Origin of the sequence: Natronorubrum marinum (assembly GCF_052040125.1) — an archaeon.
In the GTDB taxonomy this organism is placed as follows: domain Archaea; phylum Halobacteriota; class Halobacteria; order Halobacteriales; family Natrialbaceae; genus Natronorubrum.
Genome location: NZ_JBPPFV010000001.1, coordinates 1,248,923 through 1,265,261, shown reverse-complemented (window position 1 = coordinate 1,265,261; position 16,339 = coordinate 1,248,923). Strand labels below are relative to the sequence as shown.

Genomic DNA, 16,339 nt, shown 5'->3' with positions numbered 1-16,339 from the left:
TGAGTTTCTTCTCCTATTTCAAGGCCAAACGCTTACTGCTAGTTGGCACCTAACATTGCTATAACAAATATGTTGTTGCCAAGAAATTCTTTTCCGAATATACTATAAATATAATTAGATGTGATTCTCTGAAACCGCCCGCTCACATCGGATAGTCGAGGTCACTACTAGCCAACCCATTTCTCATTTATATACCATGATTTGTCTGTATGGTTAATGTGCCTGAAACACGACTCTTACATATCAGCGATACCCACCTCGGGAAGCGTCAATACGGTTCAGATGTCCGACGCGACGACTTCGCAGACACCTTCGAGCAGGCAATCAATCTCGCGGCCGAGCGTGATGTTGACGCCGTAATCCATACCGGGGACTTGTTTGATGATCCTGTACCGTCACTCCCGACAGTCATGCGTTGTGCCGATGCACTCGAGCCGCTCGAGAAACATGAGATTCCGTTCTATGGAATCGTGGGAAACCACGAACGAAAAAACGACGACCAGTGGCTCGATCTCCTGCGACGTACGAACGCCGTGACCCGACTCGATCGAGCACCGACAGTCGTCGGTGATATAGCGCTCTACGGTATCGACGCGGTCCGCCCGAGCGTCTGGGACACAGCCGACTTCGAGCTCGAATCGGCACCTGAGGAGGCCCAGTGTTCGATCCTTTGTATGCACGAACTGCTCGAGCCCCCCGCGGAAGGAATCATCGCTGACCATCCTGTCGAGGACGTGCTCGAGCGCGTCAACGTCGACCTCGACGGCCTCGCACTCGGAGATCTCCACCAGCCGAAGAGCGCACACGTCGATGGGACAGACGTCTGGTATGCGAGCGCGACCGAGCGCTGTGCGAAGGATCAAGAGGAGACCGGGCTTGTCCAGTTGCTCGAAATCGAGGACGGTGATCTCACCCGACGCCAACTCGAACTCGAGACGCGCCCGTGGTCGGTGCTCCATATCGCGTTCGGCGAGGATGACGGCGCGAGTCACGTCCAAGATGTATTTGACCGACGCGACCTCACCGACGCCGTCGCGAAGATCGAACTGACTGGCGAACGCGGTGCCGTCACCGCGAACGAAGTGACTCGGATGGCCCGTGACGCCGGCGCCGCCGTCGTGAGCGTCGACGATAATCGAGGGCGTGTCGATATCGACGTCGACTCGATCGAGGCGATGTCGCTCCAGGGGCTCGACGGAGCTATCGAAGAGCGACTGGCAGGCGAGGACTTCTCAGAAATAGCACTCGATATCGACGTTCGTGTACGCGAAGATGACGGACTCAGCGACTCCGTCAGCGGGGCCGCCAATGACCTCGAACCTGCTCTACGAGATGCGCAACGAGCAGCCTTTGACGACGTCGAAGCGCCGGACGAAGACATCGATACAACCGTGACGATGGGGGGAGACGAATGAAAATCACGAAACTGCGGCTACGGAACATTCGGAGCTATAGCGACGAAACGATCGAACTGCCGGACGGAACGGTACTCGTCCGGGGCGATAACGGAGCGGGCAAGACGACGTTGTTGATGTCGATCTTCGGTGGCCTGTTCCTCTCGAAGATTCGTAACGTCGGATCGAACGACTTCCACCTCGACGATATCGTCCGTCGGGGGACGGAAACGGGTGAAATCGAACTCACCTTCGAGGTCGAGAACGTCCCGTACACGGTCACGTGGACGATCAATACGGACGGTCAGAACAGCGCGGTGATTACATCACCAGCGCTCGAGGAGCCGAAATCCGGGATCCGGAACGTCCGATCAGAAGTCATCGACGTCGTCGGTATGGACGAGGACAGCTTCTCGCGCTCGGTGTACGTCCAGCAGGGCGAGGTCGACCGTCTGTTCGACGACGACGCCCGTGCGGAGCTCATCGACGATTTGCTCGGACTTGATCGGATCGACCGGTACCGCTACCGGATGAAAGGCGCACGTCGCGCAGCGAACCGTCTCGTCACCGAGAATGAACAGGCGGTGGAAAACCACCGCGAGACTATCGACGAGGAGTTCGACTACGACGTCGACGGGTACGAATCCGAACTCGCAAAGAAGGAAGCAGCAATTGCGGAGACGGAATCCGAACTGGAAGAGATCAACGAGTACCTCGAGGAGCTTCAGGACGTAAAACGGGAACTCGAGGACGCAATTGAGGGCCACGACGAGCTGAAAACGGATCTCAGTGAGGCGAAAGAGAGGCGTGAAGACCTCCTCGAGGAACGTGCTACCAAACAACAGGATATCGAGGAGGCAGAAGCAGCGATCGAGGCCGCTGAGGCCGAGATCGAGAATCTCCAAGACCGAATCGAGGAGCAAACAAAAGCCCTCGTGGAACTCGATACGCCTGCGACGACCGATCCGGTCGAGATCGATCTCGCTACAGAATCTACCGCCGAGAAGACCCTCGAGGCCGCACGAGGTGCCGTCGAGACAGCGAAAGTCGAGCGACAGAACCGAGAGAACGCCTTGAAGCAAGCGGAAGAGGAACGCGACCGTCTTCGCGACGAGCGAGAGCCACTCCGTGAAGACCGCGACGAAATCGAAGAATCACTGTCGGCTCTCGAAGAGGCTCTCGACGAGACAGAGAGTGATGTCGACGCACTCGAAAACGAACTCTCGGAGGCCATAGGCGACCGTAACGCGGCTACAGAGGCGTTCCTGTCCGATGAACACTGTCCGGACTCGGTGACCGACGATACTTTGGACGTCGTCGAATCACATAGAGATGAGCTCACCAAACAAAAGAACGAACGGTCCGAGAAGCTCGCTGCCACGAAGGCGTCGCTCGAGGCCGAACAGGACGACATTGCGGACGTCCGAACAGATATCGAAGCCGCAGAGGCAGAGATCGACAGAATCGAGGAGCGTATCGACGAGGTGGAATCAGAGCTCTCGTCCGCCCGTGACGAACTCGAAAACGACCGAGACCAGTTCGAGGCCGATATAGTCGCTCTCGACGACGAGCTCACAGGGTTCGACATCGACGTCGACGACGGTACGCTCAGTACGGTCATCGACGGTCGGGTTCCCGAGGCCAAAGGCGACATTCAGGAGTCGATCGAGGAGGCCAACGGCAGAGTCACGGAACTCGCGACACGGAAAACGAGTCTCGAAGAGGACCAAGAGGAACTGGAGTCGTTGGACGGCCTTGCAACGTGTCCGAAGTGTGGTCAGACGGTCGACGCTGACCACCTCGAGAACGAACTCAACGAGATTTCGACGGAGATCGCGGAGCTAGAAACGCAACTTGAAACGGCAAAGCAAGAGCGTGACGATCGCATATCTCGTCGTGACGAACTGGATGACCTCCGAGTAGAGGCGATCGACCTCCGAGAGTTCCGTACTGAGACCGTCACAGAAACAGCGGATCGAGTCGAGGAATTGGAAGACGAACTCGAGACGCTCCAAGACGAACTGGACGAGGAACAGGAAGCGCTGGCCGACGCAGAGAGTGACCTCGAAGAAACGGAGGCTGCCGTCGACGACCTTGAAACTGAAATCGGCGAACTCGACGGAACGATCGACGCGCTGGAGACGCGTATCGAAGAGGGTGGCATCGTCGTCGACGCTTTCGACACCGTCGACCAATTACGCGACCGACACGATGATCGCGTCAACGAGCTCTCGGACCTTCAGCACGAGTACGCCGACACGGAAGCCGAACTCGAGAGCCTGGAGGCGCAGCTCGACGAGTTGTCGGAGCAGATCGAAACACAGCAAGAGGCGGTCACGGATGCCGAAGCCGACCTCGCTGCTGCTGAAAACGCCATCGAAACGGCGAACGAGCAGCGCGAACGCGTCGCCGAGGCAGTAGACGCGTACGACGCGATCGATGACCTCGAAAGCAATATCGACAGTCACCAGCAGGACATCGGCCACGCTCGTGACTCCATCGAGACGTTAAACAAGCAAATAGCCGACGTCGAAGACGAAATCGAGGACCTTGAGAAGGAACTCAGTGAGACGGACATCGAAGAATCGAAAACAAATCTCGAGTCCATCCAAGAGCGAGTCGAGCAGCGAGAGGGGACGGCCGACGACCTCGAATCAAAGCTTCAGTCGCTCAGGTCGGACCGAGACATCCTCGAAAACGAACTCGAGCAACTCCAGCGATTCCACGGTCGTCTCGAACTTGCGGAGGAAAAACGCGAGTGGGCACAGGATCGCGCTGACGAGTTCGAAAAGATGATGCACGTGTATCAGGGCGCGAAATCGGACCTCCGCGAACAGTACCTCGCGTACGTCAACGAGTACACGAACGACATCTTCAGCGATATTTACAAGAACAGTAGCTACCAGCAGGTGCGTATCCTCGACGAGGGGCCCGACGGGACGCCGTACGCGATCCAGCTCCTCCGAGACGACGGTACGCTCGAGCACCCGAGTAACGCGAGCGGCGGTGAGCGTGCAATCGTCAATCTCGCACTTCGTGCCGGGATCTACAAACTCATCGCGGAGATGCGCGATGGTGACAGTAGTCGACTCCCGCCGTTCATCCTTGATGAGCCGACGACGTTCCTCGACGAAGGCCACGTCGGCCGCCTCGAACAGATGTTCGACAGCATCACCGACTGGGACGTGCCGCAGGTGATCGTCGTCTCACACGACGAACGCCTCATTCAGGGCGCCGAGCGCGAGTGTGTCGTCAGTATCGACGAGGAAACGAACGCCAGCACCGTCGATGTACGAACGCTAGGTCGTACCTTGGGTGACGACTGAATGGACGAGCGCGCGTTCGGCGTTATCCGGGAACTCGCCGAGCACGTCGACGCAGGCGTTCCGCGTAGCGTCGCGGATCAGGCAGCGCACGCTCGGGAGTTGTTCGACCTTCTCGATCATACAGGTGGAACGGTCGAACCGCTGGGCGACCTCTCGTACTCCAAGACGCGTAAGGCGGAACTCGGCACGTGGACCGACGATCCGTGGGACGGACCGACCTACGGCGTCGACGCCAGCACGACTCGGCCGCTCGAGTACAACAACGGCCTAGTCGTCGATACGGCCCACGCCAAACTCGGTGTGAGCGGTGCCGGTGCCGACCGAGAGCCCGAACAGCAGGGTACCGTCGTGACCGGCGTCTACCTCGAGGACGATGACGTCACACTCCATCAGGAGACCATCAAACAGGGCAGTGTCGAGGGAGAGATCATCCGGATTCCGGAGATGCGACAACGGACCAACGTCACGTCGATTCTCACCTCGACGGTGCAGCGACTCGCCGAAGGACAACACGCACGTCGGTGTCTCGATACCGTCGATGGTCCGTTGTTCCTCGACGGCTCCGTCTACCCGCTGAGCGTGATCTACTGGACGCTACTCGAGCGGTCCGGACAGGGTGCACCCGTTGGAAGTTGGGACCTCCCGACGGAGGTGATCGAGCACTACGTCGCAGTCATCGATACCTGCTACGAGCGGGACGTGCCGGTCCTCGGTGTCGTGAAAACGTCCTCCATGGGCGAGGTCACCGAGTCGCTTCGAGAGAAAATCAAAGCGAACGAACTGCGTGGCCCCCACGGCACACTCCGTGACGTTCCGTGGCTGCGTGATAACCAGTTCATCGGGGAGGTACTCCGGGATCCTAGTCTTGACCACCTAACGTACACGTCGTGGTTCGTGCAGAGGGACGTCGAACTGCGTGGTGACTCGTTCGATCTGCTCGAGGCCGTGTCCGACGAACTCGATCACGGGCAGCCCGACAACTATCAACGGGCGTTCTGCTACGTCCGAACGCCGAAGACGGGGAACGTGTTCCGGATCGAAACGCCCGCTCTGTTCCTCACCGACGAGGATCGGCGTGACCAGATTCGTCTAAAGGCGCTCAAGGAGGTCGCTCGGCAGAGTGATGTCCCACGTGCCGTGGCACGCGCCGACCGTATCGCACGCATTAGTCCGGATAACCGCGAAACGATCCGCGATGCGCTCCAAACCGTCGAACCGGCATTTGATTACAATCGCGATGGCCGCTGGAGCCACCTCGAAGACAGCCGCAACTATGAGTGACAATATCGACGACATCCTCGAGAACGACCCGATCGCAGACGACCACACAGAGACGCGCGACTCGTCCGGTACTTCCACCGACAGAGACGAAGAAGCGGACCAACCCGACGACACGGAAGTGCCCGAACGAAGCGTTCCGAGTGGCGTGACCGAACCGTCCGACGACGAGTTCGGTCACGTCGTCGCGAGCGAGCAGATCCACGTCAGCCGCCGTGACTACCAGGTGAATACGTTCGTCCGAACCGAGGACCGAGACGACATCCGGCTCGGTGACTATGTCCAGATCCCGTACCCGGACGACGGTTCAGAACTGTTCGCAGTCACGGACACGCTTCGATACGAGCCGTACACCGACCTAGACGATAAGTCGGACGCTCACAACCAGATCAGCGCGTACGCCGACCTCGACGAGTCCGAATACGTCCAAATCGCCGAGTTAGAACCACTTGCGATTCTTCATGATATCGGGACCGATGACGTTGAGAGCGGGATTGTCAACCGCATTCCGAAGCCAAACTCGCCGGCGCGACTCGCCCGTGACGAAGACTGTCTTCGTACCGGACTCAACATCCCCGGGGATGGAATCTTCGCCGGGTGGCTTTCCGTCGGTGGTGACGCGATGACCGTAGACGGCGAGCAGTTCCCCTACTATCTCAGCAATCCCGGTATCGATCGAGAGACTGGTGAAGTCGAGGACGGCGAACCGGCCGTCTTCCGTCACGCGCTCGTCGCCGGTTCGACTGGGAAGGGAAAGACCCACTTCACGAAGAACGTCCTCCGTCAGTTTGTCTCCGAAAAGCGCTACCCGATTCGGCATCACGACACCGGCGAGGACCAACAGCGGCGATTGAACCTCGTTATCATCGATCCCGAAAACGAGTACTGGGAGATGGGCGAGGACAACTCGGAGGTCGCTGACGACGAGACGATCGAGCGAACGCTCCGACGACACGGTGTCAAGCACGGCGGCGTCGACGATCTCGAGGTCTTCGTGCCACAGGTAGCCGGAACGAACGCGCCGTCGACGACGGAGAGCCGCGAACTCTCGATCCCGTTCGAAATCGTTCGCGACCGACCAGATCTGTTGATGCCGTACCAGCCGACAGAGATCACTCGAGGAGCGATCATCGATTGCATCGATGCGTACTTCTCGTGTTTCGATGAGCAGAGCAGTTACCATGACCGCAGCGTGTCACGACCGACCTACGAGGACTTCCTTGCGTTCCTCACCGAACACGACGACGAGAATAGCCGGCTTCGGACCGAGAACGACATCGGTGGTGGCACCTGGGGTGCCGTCCAGCGTCGCGTCGACAGGGGTACGTTCCACGATGTTTTCGACGAAGGAACGGACTTCCTCCCAGACATTTCCGACGACATCTTCCGGGAGGGGCAGGTGACAGTCATCCCGACAAGTCACCTCAATGGCGCCAAGGATAGTCTCACGGTTCTCTCATTGCTCTCGTACATCATCGAGAACAAGATAGACGATTATCAGGTCGATCCCGCCGTCCGGAATACTCCGCTGCTCGTTGCTGTTGACGAAGCGCACAACTACTTCTCGAGTGCGGATAGCCTTCGCGAAGAGTACATCCTTCGTCGGGCTCGGGCTGCGGTCAAGCAAGGACGAAAATACAAACTCGGACTCTGTCTCATCACACAAAATCCGGACGATGTCGATGACGATGTGATCAAACAGATCAACACGAACATTTTTCTCGGCCTGAAATCGGAAGTCGTCGACGACGTCTCATCGATTCCGTCTGAGTTCGCCAAGGACTTACCGAACTTCGGGAAGGGGCAGGCAGTCGTGAAGGCGCCGGACGTGGAGGCAGTCGAAGTGACGGGACTCTCGTACTGTCTGACGAAGCATGGGAACTAGCGTTGTGGAGCCGTCTTGGTGGACTAGTCTTTTGACCCCGATCTCCAGTGGGCGGAAGAGAACGTCCTTGATTATGGTGGAGTTGGTGAGGAACTCTGGACGTTGCTGTCGACCCTCGACCGCGTCATCGACTACTATCACGCGACTGAGTTAGATGTGTTCATTGAGTCTTGACGACCCATCACCGGTGATGCGACGGAACGTGTGTAAGACCCTCAGTTACCTTAGGCAACAGTAGCCTTCGAACAGCGAAAGGAGATAGCGGAATCCGACCCAAACGAGAAGGGGTGCTCAATAGCTGCGTGGGCCGCTGAACGGGCAATGCGATTCGTGATCCGGCCAACTGTAGACTCTCCTCCCAAGCATAATGAATCCCCATCGTAAACCGGTTTCGAGCGGTAGTTGTCAAACACTTCAAATCGGATCGGTAATATCTTATTTGCTAATGGAATCGTCCGAATCCGTAATTGTTCGTAATAGGTCGTATGCAGGATGCTTGTGCAATACAGTGCCGCAGCGTTTACAAGCAGTATAGATTCCGCCTTTCTGCCCCCAATAATCTGTCCGCATCACGACCGAGTCGTTTTCGTGACCGTAATGGCCCCCCTCGTATTGTACGTGGTCGAATTCTGTCCCGTCGCATTCTGGACATGGGTCGGACATTCCGCCCCAGTCATCGCGCCGAACGGATTCGACGCGAATTGGTTCACCATCTTCGCGCCGAAGTTCGTAGTGTTGGCGTGTTATGACCGACATTCTCAATAATTACGATTCCCCTTCTATAAATTCACACCCCACTGTAACGCTGATTGAAACAGGTGCTTATCAGGCCTCTGAACTAATCGGTGGTGAACGCCCTCATTGGAGGTCGAGATTAAACAGTGAGATGTTGGAACGGGATGTGAGTGAGGTCTGTTCCACAGTCCCGACAACGAATCGAGAGTTGGGGACCAAGTGCTTCACCATTATTCTGGTACTCAAATTGACCGTCAGCGGATATATAAATATCCTCCTCGACGCACATCACGCTCATAGACTCGTCTCCACACTCCGGACACGGTTCGCCGCGTTGCCAGTCCGGGTGGTGTGTGGATTGGCGAATGTTCAGAGCCTCATTCGGGAACCCAGTGAGCAACTCCTGGAGTTTGGACGGGTCAACACTGTTGTCACCGGTGAGTTGGAGTGAACAGAGGAGTGATTCGATAGCTTCGTTGCTGTCGTGGTCGATACTGTCGTCAATATTGATGGTAATTGTTATCATGTTGGATTTGTCATTTCCACCCTCTTTCGACTCTGGAGTCTGCATCGGCTATCCGCTCAAGTTCGTCACGGATGCGCGCCGGTTGACAGTAGTGCCGGTCAAGGCGGCTACGTTCTCGTTTCGAGAGGCTGCGGTACACTTCAAGGACGTCAACGGGCCAATTAGATGGTGCGGTCGCGCCAGGGCTAACGGTTATTTCGAGGGTATCGTCGCCACGAATGACGATGTCAACATCGTACGTAGCGTAGCCGAGTTGGTCGATGAAATATTCGTGAATCTGTTCCGCCTCTTGGACGAGTTGTTCACTCGCGTCTGAGTTGATCGTGAAACTCATGGGTACTTCGATAGCAGTCGTATAGCCGACACAAGCAAGCCATTTCGCTTCGGGCCGGAGACTTTGTTTGCTGTGCATCGGCAATCATCCATTGTAAATAACTTGAATATAACTGTTCTGTCAACACGGATTGGGCCTAAACACGAGATAGACGGCCGTCGTCTGGTATTATTCGACGATGAATCATCGACGAAGAGGAGACTGCAAGCGGTTCTAGCACACGGTCGAACTGTAATTGTTCGACCAACTCCATGATTCGAGATTGAACTCCTTACCACGATCATCCCTTCTTCGAGTCCCGCTTTCCAGTTGACGGTGAACCTATATTCTATAATTTGGATTGTTCTTGTGTGATGAATAAAATCAGAACGACAAGTTACCGAAGACAGTGTGAAGTACCAGCCGTTACCGCCATCAGAATTCCGGAAGCAAGTGTTTTCGCTTCGCGACGAGGCGGTACACAGGGGAGGTGGGCGTTATGAGTCGAGAGGACGAGAGATGTGACGTTGGTGACCTGGGAGCTAACGATACTCATGCGGACGATTCTGAGGAGGCAATCAAAACGCTTGCCAATCGTGTTACTCGACTTGAAGCTAAAATAGCCGAACTTGTGGACCAGGTGGATGAGAATCGGGTCGACCACGAAAAGAAACTGGCACGGACGAATAAGCGAGTCACAACGCTGGAAGAGAAGTCCTCTGAAGGGGCACTTGCGCTTGAATGTAAACTCACGGAAATGGAACGGCACCTCGCAGGCGTGGATGAACTCAGTCCGCGAGCAACTGCATCAACGAAGCGGGCAATCGCTCTTGCTCAGATTTGGGACAAGATCGCACGGACCGTCGGTGGCGGCCCCCGGCAGGTCGCCAACATCAAACGGGACAACATCATCGCGTGGATGGAAGAAGCGATGGCCAATGAAGAAGGAGCAGATGTTTCCTACTCGCCAAAGCAGGTGCACCGAGCAATGGAGACATTTGCTAACCTATTCGAAGGGAAAGCAGAACACCGGAAAGGAAAGAACGGGACGCGTGAGTTGGTGATCGATGACCCGGACGCAATCATCTGGTCGTCTGAAGACCTCGACGCGGAACTCCGTCAGCAGTCGATGTAGATTCGAAAAATATGGAGCCGAAACGCGTCCCCTCGGAACAATAATATCCCTTATGCACTGGCCATGAGATGTTTCGTGTACTATTGACCGTCCCGGTCTCTCTGGTCCCTTTCTAGAATCTCGTGCATTAAGTCCGACGTATCGTAGTCTTGATCGCTATCAGACCTGATTTCGTGCGATTTCTTGACTTCTTTCAGTTCGTACTGGAGACGGCTTACTGCATAACCCTCGTCCGGGTAGTATGGTCCCACGTCGCGACCCCGAGCCGCCATGATATCGCAGTACACTTCCAGGTTGCCAATAGCGGATTCGAGTTGCTTTATTGTTATCCTGTCCAGAATTTCGCCGTCCACGGGATGAAGGTCGTCTACAACCATATGCAATCAGAAGGTCTGGGATACCTGCTTAAATTCATTTCGACGGAAGAATGTGTGCACAATACAGTGAACCGGAGTCGTTAGATGCGCACTAGATGTCGATCGGATGTACCAAACAAAAGTGAGGAACGGCGATAACGGCGTGCTGTTCAACCGAATTATCCACGACCGATTGTCGAGAGACATACACACGGTATCTACCTCTGACCTGCCAGGACTCGATTCCAGACGTGGAAAGTTATTTGTTTGACTTGTGATATTCGGATGATGTAATGAGCGAGGAACACACGGAACCGTTCGACGACTCGACACCTCTTCCCGAGGAATTAACAGCAGAGGTAATTGACGAACTGGCCGCCGCCCACCATCACCTTCAGAGAGCAGAGTACCTCCTCTACCGATACCGAGGCGGAATCTTGTTTCCATCTGAATCCGCCGCGGCGTACCAACTCCGGGAGTGCGCAGAGAGCGTACAGTACGCGTTCGAATGCCAGTATCAGACGAAGCAGAGTGTGGTTACAGACCATATGGTTGGCCTGCCTGATGAACCACTAGAAGAGTTGATAGCAACGAGACAGGCATATCGCGAAACCGAACAAGGCCGAGGAAGCCACTGAAAAATAGTAGGTTTGTGAAATATTTGATACTCCTATCGAACTAGTGTGACACGTACCACGCAGGGGATGAGATTGACAGCCGTCGTCATCGAAATTCAACTGTAGAGTGTCAACACTCTCGGTTTGTGTGGTGAATATTATGCCTGACGCCGAAGATTCTGCATAAGGTTTTGATTGGATGAATTATTAATGCAGTGCAACTCTTCGATATTCACCCCAATACCTTTACACTTCCACCCCCTCCCAAGAGACACGGAGTGGCAGGTATACTTACGGCAAAGTAAAGTAAGTGAAACGAACGGAACGGAGCCGAAGTAAGCGCTTCGACGCACCAGATTGACGACACCAGTCAGCGTGCCATCAACGGGTGGAACCACAGTTGTTTGTAGAGGTTCCACGCCTTCGACGAAATGCGGAAGTCCGCCTCTATCGCAGGGGTAAGCATTGGCTTGGTGATTATCTACTCGCCGACCACACGGTCGCACTTGACGATTAGTCCACGCCACCCCATCTCATGGCATCAGTCCTTATTTTCGACATATGCATCACTGTCAACCGGGTCGGGGTCAACCTCGCAGTGATCATTCAGACTGTGGAGGCCGTCATCGCGCCAGCAACCGCAACTCCCGACCTTGACGATGAAGTAACCGCGCTAGAGGAACCGGTTCTGATGGGTGTGTGCCAGTCGTTCGCTGATCTCGACGACCGGGTGAGCGGCAATTTCGGCGGTCGTCGAGGCGTCTCCGATCGCGTCGGAGCGGGCGGCTTTGATAACTTGCGGGTCTTCTTTACTCCAGGGACGGAGAACACACACTTTGCCACCGATCGGAATCCAGTCATGGAACGTGTCAGCGGTCGCAAAGGACCGAATTGGTCCCATCACGACTGAACCGCATCACCGCCTGGATTGAGTTGTATTCGTGCACTATGCTGGGAGACGCGATTGCAGGTCTGTCATAGTAACTCAGATTTGCACGTTGTGAAGATGATATATTCAATATTCACACAGCCACGAGAGGCCGTCTACTGACAGATCATGTCGATGAGCGAATCAATGAGTTAATCTCTACAGGAGCGAACTGCCCGCGTTTTCGCATCGATTGGTGCGCTGTCAACGTGGTCGGTTGCGTGACCGACATCGAAATACCGGTTCAACACCGTCCCTTCTGCTGACCTGCCGGCTCAAATTGTAGGATGTCCAACGTGCAAAGCCGAGATAGTAAGAAAGGTTCGTGCACTTCTCATCATTGCGTTAGACGGTCTCGCCGGTCCCACTTCTTAATGTAATTATTACCATAGTGGTTCGAACTGATCAGCGCACCGATACAGACGTTATCGACCGCGTTCAGGCTGAGGATTAACCAGAAGGTTGGGTCGCTGCGACATGGTCGCCGGCGAGCGATCCGCCCTCGTTGCGCATGTTGAGGAGGTCAGTCCGAACGTGCTTGTTCTCGGTCGCGACGGTCGTCTCCTTACTCCCGTCGTTTGACAACCCCTTCCCACTCGGCTCCGCCTCGCCTAGCCAACCGGGTACACCTGAGGCTTGCTCGAGAATCCATCGGCGAAACCTCTGAGTCCACCCTTCAACGGTGACATGGGTGGGAACACGCTCGTGTACTCGTTCCGAACGCACTGTGCTTCCTCACCGGTACATGATCTGAAACTTACTGTATTGTAGTAATATTTTCCTGGTGATAGGACATGTCTACCTGCAATTCTTACCGGTGGGTATGATTTTCAGTCAATTCTATTAACTCTCGGACAAAAACAGAAACGGAAGTATCCAGCGCTACGGCCTAAAGTAGAAACGACCCAAACGAAATTGACAGACTTCTCGAATTAAAGTCAGGGCCTGGCCGTGCTTCCGGACTTCAGGTTGCACTCCTATGACGACGGTGTCACGGACGGATGGTGGCATCACCTCGACAAAGCACACCAGTATTACGAGTAAACGTTACCTCGATACGCGGGCAAGCGAGAGATAGTGAATGTCAAACGATAGCAGGGAAAACAACACCTCGACGACGGTGACGAAGCGGCCACCCATGACTGCTTCGAGGAGATTGCTCATCTCGAAGACGAGTACGAGGTTCAACTACTGACCAACGCCGACGAGCGTCGCCTCGACGAGCTCCGATCCTCACAGTGAGACGTCTTCGGTAATCGTCGCCTCGTAGAGCCGGTCGATCGTCTCGATCAACTCCGGGTTCGAGACGACGCCTTCGCTAATTGCGCGGGCTAACGCGGCCAGATACGCGTCGAAGAAGTCGTCGTGTCTGTCAACCTCGATCTCGTACTCTCTGCGGAGGACATTCGACTTGTTACCCGTGATCGAGAAGTTCGTCCCTTCGATCGCCGCATCGATCTTGGACTCTGCATCTGTGAATCGGTCTGGAAAGCCGTCGTAGAATTCCTCGTGCCCGGACGGCGCGTTTCGTACGTACACCACGAGCGTGTGATCTCGCACGGCCTCCTCCTTGTTCCGTTCGAGCCGGTGTAAGAAGCCGATCCTCGCGTTCGGTTTGATCGAATCCGCAACTGGATGATCCTCGTCGAGCTTCCGCCACTATTCACGCGGGAATACCCACGACCAGTCGGACTTCCCCTGTCGGAACGTCCAGCGCCGCTGCTCACCGGACTCCATCTCCAATTCGACTGCCGCGTACTCGTCAGATATGTCCGAGTCGTCCACAAGTTGGGCGGCACAGGGAACGTGCGGTAGATCGTTGAGGCAGTGCAGACCGAGATGCGGGAGCGCGGATACGAACCGACTAACCCGTGGTACTTCCCGACCATCGGCGAGTATGCAGGGCCTCTGGAAGACCACGGGATCGAAGTGACGTTCACGGGGCTGTTCAATCGACCAATGGAGTTCGAAGGTCGCGCGGACGGACTGGCCGACTGGTTGACAGCCTTCGGCGACGGGTTGCTGTCGACGATGCCGTCCAACGAGCGCGACGCGGCCGTCGCGGACGTCGAAGAGCGGTTCCGAGAGGATCGATTCCGATAGGGATCCTAGATCGCAGATTGCCATCGGCTTCGGGTCAGTGCCAAACTGGCGTCGCGACGGTGGCCATTCGACCCTGTGCGATTGGTCGTATCGACGAAATGCCATGAGCCGGTTCGCTCGCCACCCTTCGGCCGCTCAATTCTTCTCCGTAGCGCCCGATTGTCGTCCGGCGTATCTCACTCCGACGGGTCGACTGAACGATCCGACGAATCTTGGAGTTAACCTCCCCCCAGCTACATAACGCTCTTGTGAAACACACTATTGGTGAGTTAGAAGGTAGTTCGAACAATAATCTTACGCAGCTGCCGAAAAGCATCAAGGGCGAATAGCCAACGAGTCCCAGGATTGGTGCCCCAGCAAGGTTCAGTGATCGGAGGATGCCGTAGGTACGAGCGGCCCGCTTCAGACTTTGCTTGGACAGGCCGTGGAACTTCTCAATCCACGGTTCCACTAGTGGAGCGTGGCCAGCGGTTGAATCTTTTGTAAGCCCGAAAAAAGCACTTAGAGGAACTTTTCGAGCGTTCTCCACCCTTCAACGACGTGCTTCCCAAGGTCGTCCAGTACATTTGAATTTAATCACATAATAACCAACGAGTGCCCCTCAAACAAACAAATTGAAAAATCCTACTGTATTTCTGGACGGGTGGTGAAATGAGGTAATGTTAAGCCATACTTAAGGAAATTTAGGGATGTATCTTCACGATAATTGTTCGGTAGTTAATAACTAATGGGGCAATCGTCCTGGTCAAAAATGCGATGTCCGATCAAGACGATAACAATGAAGACTGGACGCCCGGCCCCGGTCGTGAGGCCGTCATCGAAAAAATCGCTGAAATGCTCCCTAAGAAAGAAGAGGAAATAAGCGCCAGAAGAGTAGCTACGGAGCTCGGCCCAGGGGTCCGCCCGAAAGACCTGATGGTGACTCCAACCGCGTATGAAGAAGACTGGATGGTCGGAACCGAACTCGACGAACACGTAAACTCGAAGATTATCCTTGCGTATCGTCCGCTATATCCCGGTGCAACGATCATCGTAGAGTCGAACACTATCGACGGGCACGGTGCTGTTGCAATCGACAACGAACGGTGGGAACACGGCGCTGATGTCAAAGATCTCCGAGTAGGTAACTTAAAGCCAGACGTCAAGATAATCACCGACCAAATAAAAAATCACAACGGGGCCGTCATCGAAATCGTCTCGCGTGATTGGGTGCCGGGAATGGACGCCGAAGAGTGGCTCACGAACACTCTCCTGCGGAAGACTGAAATGTACCTGAGGAAAGGTTGGGCAGTTATCTGGCTGTTTTGTTTTAATCCTGTAGCCCAGGAATTAAAACAGGCAGCAGAAGCGGCGCTCGAATTCGAATTCCGGTATGGTGTCAACCTGGGTACAATCGACGTCAACCAGTGGGATATCGAACCAGGGAGGACACTGCAGCGAAAACACCATTGGGCGTTCGAAGAAATCGAGGTCGGTTCCGACAAAGTCGAGTATAGTCGATCAGATGGGAGGACAGACGAAGAGTTCGAAAACGGTAGCTGAATCCGCCGGATCGAACTTGTAGAACAGGCAACGAAGTGGTGGTTTATATAGTTCGCATCCGTAAAATCTGTTACTGCGCCCAGAATCGGTAGATTGGCGGCGAGAAGCGCTCTCGTGACAGAGGGTATCCTCCGTGCTATGGAGGTGCCCTCTCACGGCAATGACTAGGGTTCGAATCCCTGACGGAGCATTCTGCTGCAA

General features: G+C 55.3%; 12 protein-coding genes and 1 pseudogene. 8 read left to right on the top strand and 5 right to left on the bottom strand.

Going from position 1 to position 16,339, the window contains the following annotated elements:
* The first annotated feature begins 209 nt into the window (after window positions 1–209).
* The 4 genes from ACSFC5_RS06310 to ACSFC5_RS06295 are packed head-to-tail and all read left to right on the top strand — an operon-like array spanning window position 210 to window position 7,883.
* On the top strand, window positions 210–1,415 hold the full coding sequence (locus tag ACSFC5_RS06310; protein WP_440764390.1) for a metallophosphoesterase: 1,206 nt from the start codon (window positions 210–212) through the stop codon (window positions 1,413–1,415).
* Window positions 1,412–4,720, top strand: a complete 3,309-nt coding sequence (locus ACSFC5_RS06305; protein ID WP_440764389.1) for an AAA family ATPase — start codon at window positions 1,412–1,414, stop codon at window positions 4,718–4,720. Before ACSFC5_RS06310 ends, ACSFC5_RS06305 begins: the two co-directional genes overlap by 4 nt.
* The gene (locus ACSFC5_RS06300) at window positions 4,721–6,001 is read left to right on the top strand and encodes a DNA double-strand break repair nuclease NurA (RefSeq protein ID WP_440764388.1); all 1,281 of its coding nucleotides are present in this window, start codon (window positions 4,721–4,723) and stop codon (window positions 5,999–6,001) included.
* Entirely contained in the window at window positions 5,994–7,883 is a 1,890-nt protein-coding gene (locus ACSFC5_RS06295) for an ATP-binding protein (protein ID WP_440764387.1), read from the top strand. The genes ACSFC5_RS06300 and ACSFC5_RS06295 overlap by 8 nt, the downstream gene beginning before the upstream one ends.
* A gap of 1,271 nt (window positions 7,884–9,154) precedes the next feature.
* Here ACSFC5_RS06295 and ACSFC5_RS06290 read toward each other — a convergent pair.
* A complete protein-coding gene (locus ACSFC5_RS06290; protein WP_440764386.1) occupies window positions 9,155–9,556 on the bottom strand; it encodes a hypothetical protein in 402 nt (133 codons plus the stop codon).
* Between the two features lie 400 nt (window positions 9,557–9,956).
* Here ACSFC5_RS06290 and ACSFC5_RS06285 point away from each other — a divergent pair, with 400 nt between their 5' ends.
* Window positions 9,957–10,592, top strand: coding sequence for a hypothetical protein (locus ACSFC5_RS06285; protein WP_440764385.1), 636 nt, complete (start codon window positions 9,957–9,959; stop codon window positions 10,590–10,592).
* A gap of 80 nt (window positions 10,593–10,672) precedes the next feature.
* Here ACSFC5_RS06285 and ACSFC5_RS06280 read toward each other — a convergent pair whose 3' ends face one another.
* On the bottom strand, window positions 10,673–10,969 hold the full coding sequence (locus ACSFC5_RS06280; protein WP_440764384.1) for a hypothetical protein: 297 nt from the start codon (window positions 10,967–10,969) through the stop codon (window positions 10,673–10,675).
* A 272-nt stretch (window positions 10,970–11,241) separates the two neighbouring features.
* On the opposite strand from ACSFC5_RS06280, the gene ACSFC5_RS06275 reads away from it, so the two are divergent.
* The gene (locus ACSFC5_RS06275) at window positions 11,242–11,586 is read left to right on the top strand and encodes a hypothetical protein (protein ID WP_440764383.1); all 345 of its coding nucleotides are present in this window, start codon (window positions 11,242–11,244) and stop codon (window positions 11,584–11,586) included.
* A gap of 652 nt (window positions 11,587–12,238) precedes the next feature.
* Here ACSFC5_RS06275 and ACSFC5_RS06270 read toward each other — a convergent pair.
* Both ACSFC5_RS06270 and ACSFC5_RS06265 read right to left on the bottom strand, forming a co-directional pair.
* Window positions 12,239–12,466 carry a hypothetical protein gene (locus ACSFC5_RS06270; RefSeq protein WP_440764382.1) on the bottom strand — a complete coding sequence of 76 codons (228 nt, stop codon included), beginning with the start codon at window positions 12,464–12,466 and terminating at the stop codon, window positions 12,239–12,241.
* Window positions 12,467–13,726: 1,260 nt separating this feature from the next.
* A complete protein-coding gene (locus ACSFC5_RS06265) occupies window positions 13,727–14,035 on the bottom strand; it encodes a hypothetical protein (RefSeq protein WP_440764381.1) in 309 nt (102 codons plus the stop codon).
* A 297-nt stretch (window positions 14,036–14,332) separates the two neighbouring features.
* Between ACSFC5_RS06265 and ACSFC5_RS06260 the strand changes: the two genes are divergently transcribed.
* Window positions 14,333–14,596: a hypothetical protein gene (locus ACSFC5_RS06260; protein ID WP_440764380.1), complete on the top strand. Its 264-nt coding sequence runs from the start codon at window positions 14,333–14,335 to the stop codon at window positions 14,594–14,596.
* A gap of 269 nt (window positions 14,597–14,865) precedes the next feature.
* On the opposite strand, the pseudogene ACSFC5_RS06255 reads toward ACSFC5_RS06260, so the two are convergent.
* Window positions 14,866–15,053 (bottom strand): annotated as a pseudogene (locus ACSFC5_RS06255) (hypothetical protein); the annotation flags it as partial.
* Window positions 15,054–15,352: 299 nt separating this feature from the next.
* Here ACSFC5_RS06255 and ACSFC5_RS06250 point away from each other — a divergent pair.
* On the top strand, window positions 15,353–16,138 hold the full coding sequence (locus ACSFC5_RS06250) for a hypothetical protein (protein WP_440764379.1): 786 nt from the start codon (window positions 15,353–15,355) through the stop codon (window positions 16,136–16,138).
* The last annotated feature ends 201 nt before the right edge of the window (window positions 16,139–16,339 follow it).